Annotated in this window: 7 protein-coding genes; all 7 read right to left on the bottom strand. The window is 49.8% G+C overall.

Annotated elements, in window-relative coordinates; genetic code table 11:
* The coding region (locus PKO02S_RS29875) for an alginate lyase family protein (RefSeq protein WP_164821768.1) at window positions 1-2523 on the bottom strand (2523 nt) is incomplete at its 3' end.
* 32 nt (window positions 2524-2555) lie between these two features.
* Window positions 2556-4868 (bottom strand): AraC family transcriptional regulator, encoded by a 2313-nt coding sequence (locus tag PKO02S_RS29870; RefSeq protein WP_127588668.1) that lies wholly within the window; start codon window positions 4866-4868, stop codon window positions 2556-2558.
* Window positions 4869-4908: 40 nt separating this feature from the next.
* Window positions 4909-5742, bottom strand: a complete 834-nt coding sequence (locus tag PKO02S_RS29865) for a carbohydrate ABC transporter permease (protein WP_127588669.1) — start codon at window positions 5740-5742, stop codon at window positions 4909-4911.
* Window positions 5743-5815: 73 nt separating this feature from the next.
* Window positions 5816-6721: an ABC transporter permease gene (locus PKO02S_RS29860; protein WP_127588667.1), complete on the bottom strand. Its 906-nt coding sequence runs from the start codon at window positions 6719-6721 to the stop codon at window positions 5816-5818.
* 84 nt (window positions 6722-6805) lie between these two features.
* On the bottom strand, window positions 6806-8383 hold the full coding sequence (locus tag PKO02S_RS29855; RefSeq protein WP_164821767.1) for an extracellular solute-binding protein: 1578 nt from the start codon (window positions 8381-8383) through the stop codon (window positions 6806-6808).
* 111 nt (window positions 8384-8494) lie between these two features.
* Window positions 8495-10399 (bottom strand): FAD-dependent oxidoreductase, encoded by a 1905-nt coding sequence (locus PKO02S_RS29850; protein WP_127588665.1) that lies wholly within the window; start codon window positions 10397-10399, stop codon window positions 8495-8497.
* On the bottom strand, window positions 10380-11219 hold the full coding sequence (locus PKO02S_RS29845; protein ID WP_127588664.1) for a hypothetical protein: 840 nt from the start codon (window positions 11217-11219) through the stop codon (window positions 10380-10382). Before PKO02S_RS29845 ends, PKO02S_RS29850 begins: the two co-directional genes overlap by 20 nt.
* Between the last annotated feature and the right edge of the window lie 407 nt (window positions 11220-11626).

Here is an 11626-nt window from a genome sequence, read left to right as displayed (position 1 = left end):
GTCGTCCGTCTGGCGGTACACCTTGCCCGCGCCTTGGGTCACGACGCTCCATGTCCCGCTAACCGGCTGCCAGCCGGCCGCCGAACCGCTCTCGAAGTTGTAGTACTCGTCCGTCGAATAGTTCGTCGGCGGATCCTCGTCGAAGCTATCCGTCAACACCGTCGAGGCCGCGCTCGCTCCGGCCGCCGCTACGGTGATGAAATTCCCCGCCGTCGTGAACCCGATGCCGGCCCCATTGAACGTCACGGACGTCACTCCGGGCGCGTAGATCGTGACTGCAAATGCGAGCTTTTCACTGCTGGACAGCTGCAGTGTCGTGCCGCTATACTTCACCGACAAGTTCTGAACTGTGCCGGTGGCCGAGACGAGATTCGTCGCCCCGTCCGTCAACAGGCTGCCCTCATTGATCGAAATCTGGCTCAGATTGCCGCCTGACGTCTTCTCGATATAGGCCAGCTCGCCGTTATAGCCGTATGTCCCGAAACTGCGAGTTGGGTGCGTCGTCTCGTGGGAGAGATAGTAGGTGACCACATTCCCGTTATTCCCGGAATCGAGATTAATCGTCAGCGCCGTAGCGGTGTAAGGATTAACGCCCGACATCGCGAGGCGCGACACCGTCACATTGTGGTTTTGCCCGGTATCCTCGGGGAAAATCACGGTGTCGTAGGACGTACTGCCCGTCGCTGATTTGGTGTAGGCTACATATTGGGCCGACGAATAGGAGTTGTAAGTATCCGAATAATACCCGTTCCGAACCGCCGCCGTAATGGAAGTCGGATCAGCCGGCACGATCTTCACGTTCGGTTCCCCGGCGAACTGCGTCGTCACTGCCTTCGTAGTCCCGTTCAGGCCCAGCGTATTCGGGCGGAAGTGCCACAGCTGCTCGTACGTGTTGGCACTCGAGCTGCCTGTCATCACGTCGGACACGATCCAGTAGCCCGGCTTGGCGAAAAACACTTTGCGGTTGTGGTTGATCGGCGTATAATCGTCGTGTTGGCCGTCGTAGAAGTCGAAGCCATCGTTGGTGATCCATTTGTTCAGCTTGTGGTTCCCCAGACTTTGTTTGGTGTTGTTCACCTCGACCGTGTTGTGGGCTTCCGTGGTTCTCCTCAGCCAACTCCCCACCGTGTTTGGTGAATCGTAAGTGTAAACGCCCGGGTCGGCGATCAACCGTTTGCCGTAAGCGTACATGACGAGGCTCAGGTCGTCCGGATGGTTGTGACCACCCGCGAAATCCGTATCCCCATTCTCGATGTACATATACTTGTCGTTGTCGTTCCAGCCCGTTCGCATGATCGCGGAGCTGTTCGGATAGACGACGGATGTATGTGCCGGCACGGTCCCGCTAGCTCGACGAGTGGCGATGTATTCAAAATCCGAACGACCGTAAATCGTAGCAAAATTGCTCAAGACACTGTGGGGTTTGAACTCCTTATCAGAGGAATCCCCGATCATCGGCCCTTCCTCCAGGTCCGGGAAAAGCGCGTCCATCGTAAATTCCGCGCTGCGCTCGAGCAGCTCTTTGGAATCCTTCAGCACGTCAGAATAGCCGTTGAGCTGCCCGAATTTCTGAATCGTATTGGCCAACTGCAGGGCATACAGATGGTAGTTCTCCGTAGGCTCAATGTTCATGCCGTCGCCCTTGATGTTTTTGTTCATATACTTGCTCATTGCTCCTTCGCCGCGCATCCGCCAGTTCTCTGCATCCTTAAATTCGGGAAAGTAGACGCCGGTCACGTAGAACGAGCGGGCGATGCTTGCGTACCAGTTGCTGCTGTATGTCGTTTCGATGTTCGTATATGCGTAGTCGGCCATCTGCCAGATGTACTTCAGATAGGCCGCATTGCCGTTCGCATCGATTGATGGACTGTTCCGGAATACCGAGTAGGCCATGTTCCAGCTGGTCAGCCGTTTCGCCATGTCCAGGAAGACCTCGGCGATGTTCGCATTTCCTTTGTCGGAAATAAACTCCAGGGCGAACTTCATCCATGTGTCGGAGTAAGTAATTTGCTTCGGATCGCCGGGAGAGAGCGCATTGTACGCGGGAGCAAGAATGCCGTACATCAGAAAATCACGCAATCTGTCATTGAACGAGGCGTTCGACCAGGAGCCGCCCGGCCAAGACTCATCCCATTGGATGCCGCCGGGTCCGCTGAAGTCCTTGGTCTCTCCGAGAATCGTGAAAATGTAGTTGACCAAATCGTCCGGGCTGGATTCCATCGGACCTCCGGAAGGTGTCGTGCCGACCGGGGAGTAAACGGGGGCGGTGCGGTTCTGAAAATAGCTTAACAGGTTTGTCTTCGCGGCCGTGTAGTTGGCAGCGGCAACGTTCGTCTTGACCGTCTCGAGACCGGGATAATCAAGATTGAGCTTGTCAAAGAAGGAAGCGTCGGTCATGTTGCTGGGGTCCGTGTAGGCTCGTGCTGTTTGAGGAGGAAGCAGTAAAACGACAAACGCGGCGATAAGGGCGAATACCAGCGGCAACAGCGGCTTGAAGGCTGGCAAGCGAGACGGGTTGTCCATTAAAGATACCTTCTTTCGCATCGGAATGGGTACTAACTATTTTTTCTGCTTTCCCTATACACACTTGGAGTCACACCTTCGTATTTTTTGAACAGTCGAATGAATGTACTAATACTATAGAACCCTACAAGATCGCATATATCCTTGATCAAGATGTTGTCATCCTTCAGCAGCTCAATCGCTTTATTCACCCGAAACTTATTGATGTAGTCCGTCAAGGATTCCCCGACCTGTTCCTTGAAGTAACGCGATAAATAGGAGGGATGGATATCGAATTCATCCGAAATCGTAGTAATGCTCAGGTTATGATCCCGGAACTCGCGATTGATAAACTCAAGCACATTCTCTTTGAGGCGGAAATTATGGCTTCTTTTCTTGGCATGAACATGATCGCATACTTTTTCCAGAAACACGATCATCCGATCCGTCATGGCCGTAACCGTAACACCGTCCATCAGTTCTTCGACTGCCTTCATGTTATCCATATAAAGCTCAGTCTGATCCAGATTCACTTCGATAGCCGCTTTCATCATCGTGCTGATGATATCGAACATCAGACATCGCACCATGTCAATCGACAAGCCTTTATCGGTTAAATTATGGGTGATGACCTCATCAAGGATGCGCTTGGCGTGCTCGAAATCTCCGGCTTTCACGTGATTGATCAGCTGCTGTTCATTCTCCAGAGAGTAGACGTACGAACGATTGAAGCTCTGGATCTGATCATAAAAAATGACGGTTTGGGTACCGAACACCATTTTGTATTCCATGGCGTCCAAAGCTTCCTGATAGGCGGTCGGCAGTTCGGAAATGGTTCTTCGGACCGTGCTCACCGAAACCGTGAAGAAGATATGGAATCGACCGCTAATGAACCGCTGAGCCTCTTCCGTGATACGAGTCAGTTCTTGTTTGGCTTCCTCGGCCGACACATCCGGTTCCAGATTAATAATGCAGGCGAGCATTTCATCGATCTCGGTCATCCAACCCTGATACTTCTGTCCGACCATCTCCTCTACAATATTGGATAGAATGAGATGGACCAGCTCCCTCTTCTTCTCCGCATCCGTCTCGTCCTTGTGAAAGATTCCGCTAAAGTCCTCCAAGTAGAAAAGCAGCACGGCGAAATGATCCGACCGCAGCTTCATGCCATAATCCGCCATGGCGTCAAGAACCGGGAAGTCCTGCCCCAAGCGCCCCTTCAGAATTCGAACCAGCAAATTGAAGCGCAGCACGGTTTTTTGCTTCTCGATCATCCGGTTCATCTGGTTGTTGATGTCCATGGTGTTCTCAATCGCTTCTTCCAAAAAATCGTATTCATTGATGGTAACTCCGTGGTCTAGCCTGGAGCGGGCCGCAACAGAACGTACAAGCTGCTGCAGAGGATAATAGTTGTGTCTCGCCAACAGGATGGCGAGGATGGCTCCAACTGCGATGGAGATAATCAGCGTTAACACGGTGAGGTTGCGAACGTATTCCGCTTTTTGGCTATATAATTCCGAAGGAAGAACATAAACGTATTTCCAAGTTGTAATTTTGGACTGAATATAGGAGATAATTACATCCTCGCCGTCCAATTGACGCTGAATCGTCCCTCTTTCGCCAATCATGCCGTCGAACATATCGGACATCGGCTTCGTTTCCTCCGATGTAGCCATCAGTTGATTGGCGCCGTCAAGAATATATACATTCCCTTGATTATAGGATTGAATATTTTGCATGGCTGCGAGCAGGCTCTGGTTATTCAGCTCAATCACCAGGGTAGCACGGTGACCGCTTTGATCATCTAGAGGCAATGTTTGGACGAACAGGATTCCTTCGGCTTTCTGTCCGTGATCAGGGTGCATGGAGAAAAACTGGCCGCGGTACATCTGGCCAAGAAAACGCTTCCACTCCTCGAAGGACAATCCCGAGTTCGCTTGCATCGTCTTGTAGAATACCTCCGGTTCATAGTAGGAGGACTCCGTCAGGATGAAATTGCTTTTGTGAAAGTACAAATAAAAGCGATAAGAGTATCGGTTGGAGCTGTTGTAAACCTTGAAATCCGCTAATGCGTTCACCATCGCCATCCGATCCTCCGGAACGATTGCGCCCTGTATTTGCATAAGCTGACGAACCTTGGAATTAATGGAGATGACCTCGCTTAACCGGTAGGCATATTCAATTTGCTTATCCATATCTTGCTGGAACTGGGATAGCAGCGATTGGTTGGCGCGATTGATCTCTTCTTCGATTACATGCCGGGTCTGAAAATAGGTAACAAACATGATCGCAATAGGAATGAATAGCACGATCGCATACGATCGAATCCATCGGGATATGACGCTGTTTTTTTTCAGACCGAACACTGCAACCACTCTCCGCTGCCATATTGGTTTTACATAGCTGTCATCCTTTGATAGATCCTATCATAACACCTTTTACAAAGTATCTTTGCAAATAAGGATAAATGAACAGGATCGGCAGCGTTGCCGCCATAATGGTTGCGTATTTGATGCTTTCTCCGACAGTTTCAATTTCGCCTGCAGACGAATTGCTAGTCATGTATTCCGTACTGTTCTGGATCAGAATCTCCCGAAGAATGAGCTGCAGAGGGAACAGGTCGCGATCTCTCAGATACAGCATGGATGAGAACCAGGCATTCCAATGATGAACACCGTAGAACAAAGTCATAACAGCCAGCACGGGAAGGGATAACGGGACAACAATTCTCGCGAGGATAGTGAAATCATGGGCTCCGTCCATCCTCGCCGATTCGAATAAACTCTCGGAAATGGAACCGAATGATGTTCGAAGGACGATTAAATTCCATGTTGAGATAGCCCCGGGGATGATGAGTGCAAACAAATTATTGCCCAAGTGCAGCCAGTTGTTCACCAGCAAATAGGAAGGAATCATGCCACCGGAGAAAAACATCGTGAAAACAATAGCCAGCATTATCGTATTCGTCCATGGAACCCCTTTGCGAGATAGCACATACGCTCCCAGGCATGTCATAAGCAAGTTGATGGTCGTGCCAACAGTCACAACGAACAAAGTATTCGCATACCCGCGCAGGATATTCGGATTCTGGAAAACGAGCTTGTAGGCCTCCCATGTAAATCCTTTCGGCCACAATAACATACCTGTGTGGGCCAGGAGCAGTTTGGAATCGCTGAGCGAAGACATGAGCACATATAGGAAAGGATACAAGGTAATGACGATCATCACACTCATGAACATTATGTTAAGCCATTGGAAAGCAATTTCACCATTGCCTCTTCGTATCGTGTTCGGTTTCACTTGTATCTCTCCCTCACCATAAGCTGCTTTCGCTCAGTCTTCGACTAATCTTGTTGGCTATGATGAGCAGCAAAAAATTCAACGCGGATTGAAACAATCCTACGGCTGTAGCGTAGCTGAATTCAAATGAGTTGCCAAGCCCTTTGCGATAGACGAAAGTGCTGATGACGTCAGCGGTCTCATAAGTGCTGGGATTATACAGAAGGATAATTTTCTCGAATCCTACATCCAGCATGTGCCCGATTTTCAGAATGAACAGGATAATAATGATCGGTGCGATGCCGGGCAGCGTAATATTGAGAGTCTGTCTCCACTTCCCTGCTCCGTCGACCCGAGATGCCTCATACAATTCTGGATTGATCCCGGTGATTGCAGCCAAATAGATGATGGATCCCCACCCCACACTCTGCCAAATGTCGGAAGCAATATAGATTGTGCGGAAAAATTCGGGATGCCCCAGCAGCGCAGTCCGATCCATCCCGAACCAGACCAGGATATCCATGATCACGCCGTCTCTTGCCACGAACTGATTGATCATTCCGCAAATGACGACCAGCGATATGAAATGAGGAAGGTAGGTAATCGTTTGCACCGCTTTCTTGAATAGGCGTCCTCCTATTTCATTGATCAAGAGGGCGAACAGGATTGGCGCCGGGAAGGCAAAGACAAGCGAATATAAATTCAGCAGCAGGGTGTTTTTGAGAAGCCTCCAAAAATAGTAGCTGTTAAAAAATGTAGTGAAATGCTGAAAGCCTGCCCAGGGGCTGCCAAGAAATCCGTCTGCAATCCGGTAATCCTTGAAGGCGATGATGGATCCATACATGGGTACATAGTGAAACAAGGCATAAAAAACAACAACCGGCAAGATCATGAAATATAAATATTTGTGCTTGCGATAATCCTGCAATACGCTTCTCATGATGCACACTCCTATCGGCCTAATAAAGGAGTTCAGGCAGAGTAACACAGCAATCTGTAGGCTCTGCCTGAAGTGAACCTTTTTCTATTTGCGCTTATTGTATTGCTCCAATGCATTTTGTTGGATCGCGATGGCTCGTTCAATTTTGAGAGACTTCATTTGAGCGATATATTTGTCAAAATTGGCAAGCGGCTCGACACCCATAATGAACTTCAAGAACATTTCGCTCTGATAGGTTTTCACTTCGGACAAGATCGTGGACAGCTCGCTTGCTTCCGCAGCGGTTGGCGTCACGCGAGGCAGCAGGATGGCTTCCGCATTTTTCTGATGCCGGCTGAAAGTAATCGAAGCGTCCTTCTGACTCTTGAGCGGGTAATACTGATCAATGTAGCGATCATCGCCGACGAATCCAGGGGAAGCAGCGTTAACGCGCAAATATTTGGCCATGGCTTCACCAACCGAGAGCTTGTCAGGATTGTTCATGATCAAATCCGTATACTTGGGATATCCGTTCACCATCGTGTACGTTAACCCTTCTACCCCGAACGATTTCAGCATATGCCCTTCATTGGAATAGAGGTAATCCAGCCACTTGGCGGTTTCGGCCGGATATTTATTGGCAGGCGTAATCCCTGCGCTGCCACCGCCCCGGTAATCGAAAGGCTTGTTGATGAATCGCGGCTCTTCTCCCTTGCGAAGAACGGGATACGGCGCTCCTACAAGATCGTAGGTGCCTTGAGCGGCGTTCAAATATTTCCCCATCCCGCTGCCGATAAAGGCATGGAATGCGCCTGAGGTGCCATTCACCGCTTTCGCATCCAGGGACTTGGCATCTTGAGTGGCGAAGTCCGGGTCAAGCAGACCTTCCTTGTACCAGCTGTTTAACTGGGCCAAATAGTTTTTGTAATTCGCTTCATAGGGTCCATATTTGACTTTGCCGTTTTCTTGATAAAAACTCCATCCAATCCCATAGGCACCGTTAAATAGTTCGCGACTGAAATCGGTCAGCCTCATCGTCAGCGGTGCTTTTACATTTTTCTTTTCTTTGAACTGTCTTAGCACATTCGTCCAATCATCCATGGTGACCGGCACTTCAAGCTTGAGCTCATCCAACCAATCCCTGCGCAGCACCATCCCCGCGGATACCGCATTGTTGCCGATCCCGATTCCGGGGAAAACATAAATGCTGCCGTCATCCGTACTAATCTCCCTCTTAATATCAGGATGTTCGGCCAAATACTTCTTCAAGTTCGGCGCATTTTTATCGATGATGTCATTCAGCTTGATCACCACTTTATCTGCAATCGCTTTCTCGGGACCGCCTGGATAAGTGGTGAAATCTCTTTCGATTACGTCAGGCAAATTCCCGGACGCGACTAACAAGTTAAACTGTTCGTTCTCGGTGCCAAGAGCCGGATGTTGAAAGTCAACTTTCACATTGGTCTTTTTTTCTAATTCTTGGAAAAACAAGGATTCTCCATAATTTTTCAGTGTTCGGGTAATATCGGCGCTAAGCGGCACCCAATAGGAAAGCTTGATCGGAACAGCCGCTGATGGCTGTGCGCTCGAGGCTGGAGCCTCGCTATTGCTATTGGATGAGCATCCGGCCAGCAGGCTTCCTGCCATTGTCACAGTCAAAATAACGGTTAATTGCCTTTTCATTGGTTTGACCTCCATTTTGTCTATTCCTTCAATCGTTAATTTTCTTCAGAGTAAACTCTGAGCGGATAAAAATCTATTAGCAATCCTCAAGCTGCCTTGCATTTGATGACATTATGGGGCAGACCGCGCATTTCCGACCTTGGATTCCCAAGAAGCGGCTGTTTTACTCACGATATTTCGGATGGTATCGGCCATATCGTAATTCATATCCTTGGATGGCTTCATGGTTACGAGAATGGAAAAATCGGGATCTTCTACAAGGGGAACGACGGTTTCAAGAAGCTGAACTCGGATTCCCGGGTGCCGATCAGCGATACGTATGAGTGCCATTAAGGAAAAAGAGAAGTACTGGAAAAAGTATTCATCGTTATGATTAATAAATTCAACGTCCGTAGATTGATTAATAAACTGTTCCCGCTGCTGCATAATTCGCAGCAGCTCCGGAACGATCTCCACGTCGCCAAGCTTGCCTAACAGGTAGATGGCCGCGTATCCTCTCACCTGATTGTATTTTCGGCTGGTTTTAGGCACGTAAGGATCTCGTTCTCTCACACACTCCCTTAAGATCGGAATGGCCGCCTCATCCCCATGCAAGGCCAGGGCGAATGCCAAGTTTTTACGCAGATTTTGCTGATCGGCGGTAGTTTGGCTTAGCCATTCTTTAAGTGTCCCATGAATAGCCGACCCGAGTCTGCGAGCGGACCAAATCGCGACACCTGACTTATCGCCGCCCAGCCCTTCCTTAATAAGCTCGAAGCTCGTCAGCCAAGACACTTTTTGATTCGTATTGTCTTCCCCAACCGACATGCCATCCTTCATCCCTACGTGATTGGAAGGCCGCAAACATCCGTTTTCCAAAAGCAGGGGACGCAGTTGATCATAGGGTACATGCCTGACCGGAATTCTATGATCTAGCGCCAGATAGGCGATCAAAGCAGCAGCTTCCCCACATTTCTGCATATCGCGCTTCATCCTCACGCAAGCAGCCAAATCATGATCAATGGCAAGGGAGCGTCCCGCTACAAGCACATTGTCGAAGCCTTTGGGAACAAGCGCACCCAGTGGAATGGGGACCGATACTGTAAGACCCCACAAGCTGGCAGCTACTGCCCAATCCTGCTGAAGCTCACTCTCGAAGGCGATGTCTTTGGCATGATTGTCCACATTCGAATACGCATAAAAGAGCGGTTCTGCAGATTGACGATCGGCCACAACATCGGCAAAGGTTACTTGCTCTTCCCCCAGAATGAATCGTCCTTCTCGAATGCCTAACTGCGGTGCGAGCTTCAAGAACTTCATCGATTCATTGAACTGGTCCGGCAAGTGCTTAAATATACATGCCGATTGGATGATGGCTCGAGTCAGATCTTCTTGGCTGGTTTGATCTACATAGCCATGGTCGCAATAGAAAGGAGAGACCAATTGATTGCGAATGGCTATGACAGGCTGGGAGAAGGGCTGCATCTTCCCGTCGAGCTGTCTGCCGCTTGCATACATTTCGGCACCAAGAATGGCGCACACATCGGCATCGCCGGTAGCATCAATCAAGATTCGACAGCTTGCCTGCCGAGCGCCGTTTGGTCCTATCCAACGTACACCGTGCACGGATGTGCCTTCCATGTAGACGCCAATAAGCACGCATTCATATAGAACGCTAACTCCGGCATCTATGGCTCTGCGCTCGAGCACGTACTTTTTGACTTCGGCGTTGACCCCTCGAGACTTCGTGTAGCCAATTCCCTCAAGCTCTCGGGCCTCCTCATCGATCGATTCGAACAGCCCGCCTTGCGAGCCATAATAATAGCCTACAATCGCTCCGTTTGTTCCCGCCCCTCCCATCGAGTTAAGTCGTTCCAACCCTAGCACGCGTAGCCCTTTGTTAGCGGCCGTAATCGCGGAGATGGCTCCGGCCGTTCCCAGGCCGACAACAATCACATCATAGTCATCCGAAAATTCAATTCGATCTTCGTTCGACTTTACAGCTACGGAGCCTTGCTCACGATAATGAAAGTTCATGCTTCAGCACCTCTTCTCCGTATTGAAAACCTTCATCCATCGCGTGAAGAGGATTATCAAACCCACATGACGGCATCCATATCCAACCTTCCCCTAGCTTGACGTGCTGTGCCTGAGTCCGGACTGAAAACATGTCTGCCATTGCAGCGATTGTCCATTGTCTGAGCGATTCAGGTCTCGATTTCCAATAGTGATGCAACTGATCCCGCGCCATGTCCCAGGTGGACGAGGCATCAACCGGAAATTGCAGATACGCTTCGGATGCGAACAATCCTGAAGTAACAAGTTCCGCATGCTCTGCAGGGATATCGGGCGATTGTTCTGCGGAGCTTGCCGTTTCCCGATGCAGCACGGCCCCGATGAACTTGGACCCCAGCGGCATCTTTCCTCCCGCCGAACGACATTCCGAAGTAGTATCCACGATTTGCTCCACGCAAATGCAGCGAATTCCGCTTGCGTCAAGCAGCGTCACCTCATAACCGGCTTCCGATCTCGGCCTCACTTCGAGAACCTCGGTCATTAATCGGATCGGCTGCCGAGATTCAAGCAGCAGCTTGTGGACGGTAGGCGCCAATCCCCCTAAGTGCACCCCGCCCGCCTCATTCAACAAGCTCCGACTGACCCATTGCTCGCGCAGCTGTTCCGTTAATGTTGACCGCGGAGTTCGGTTCCAATTGTGACCCGGGCGATAGCTGTTGATAAATTCATGTCCGACCAGCATCGTCCGCTCCACTAGCAGTCCTTGCGATCCTAACCTCCGGGCCAATCCAATCCCTGCGAAGGTGGCTCCGATCACCAGCACTTTAGCCGTGTCACCCATCTTACTCCTCCCTTATCGATGACTTGTTTCCGTTTGTTCGGCTTCAGTATAGGTAGCGAGACGACTCTATGGCAATTTGCAATTTGATTGGTTCTGCTTACTTCATGACCATGTCATCAGATGCTAAGCTCCGCTGAATTTGCTCATCATTGAAAATAGGCAAAAAAAAGAGGCTTGGCCCCTGGTCAATGGATTGACTTTTCGGAGCAGCCTCTTAGATTGGGCTTTCTATAATCGCTCTCACGTTCTTGTGTGTCTCCATCTTATTTTGTACATAAGACAATTAGCTTGAGTGATTTGTTACAACAGCGTATCGGTTAGGAGCAGAAAGGGACACCTCTTGGGTGTCTTTTGTCAAGCCTGCTTTTCTTATGATGATTTCAAAATCAGCTTCCTCTATAAGGGTC

The sequence above is a fragment of the Paenibacillus koleovorans NBRC 103111 genome (genome assembly GCF_004000845.1).
Classification (GTDB): Bacteria; Bacillota; Bacilli; order Paenibacillales; family NBRC-103111; genus Paenibacillus_AA; species Paenibacillus_AA koleovorans.
Note: the sequence above shows the minus strand (reverse complement) of the source record. Positions and strands in the feature narration are given on the sequence as shown.